1 protein-coding gene is annotated in these 540 nt (G+C 53.3%); it reads left to right on the top strand.

Annotated features, from left to right (window positions below; genetic code table 11):
* Nucleotides 1–540, top strand: a 540-nt coding sequence (locus tag R7Q46_RS29720) for an MATE family efflux transporter (RefSeq protein ID WP_318078661.1), incomplete at both ends; no start/stop codon positions are given.

The raw sequence follows: 540 nt of genomic DNA, 5'->3' as shown, positions 1-540 counted from the left end.
TACCTTTGCGGTTAACTGCATCACGATGGGGATCGGGATGGGGCTATCGACCAACATTGGCCGCTTGCTTGGTCAAGGTCATGCTCCACAAGCGGCGCGATTTACGACTCACGGTTTGCTGTTGGCGGTGTTGCTCGTCGCTATCGCTTCTTCTATTGGCTTTGCTACCATTGCGCCACTGTTTCGTTTCCTTGGCGCGGCCGACGATCTGATTCCACTCATCGAACAATACATGCAGGTGTGGTATCTCACCATTCCGCTGTTGGTGATCCCAATGGCGGGCAACAGTGCGATCCGTGCCACTGGCGACACTAAGACACCCGCTAAGATCATGATGTTGGCCGGTCTGATCAACGGCATGCTCGATCCACTACTGATTTTCGGTTACGGCCCCTTCCCAGAACTTGGCATTCAGGGCGCTGCTATAGCGAGTGCCTTTAGTTGGCTAGGCGCTTTGTGCGGCTCTTTCTATGTGTTGGTGAAACGCGAAAAACTGCTCGCACAACCTCAATGGGCCTCATTGAAACAAGATTGGCAACA

It is taken from the genome of Vibrio sp. 811, assembly GCF_033339195.1.
This window is presented reverse-complemented; position numbering and strand designations above follow the sequence as displayed.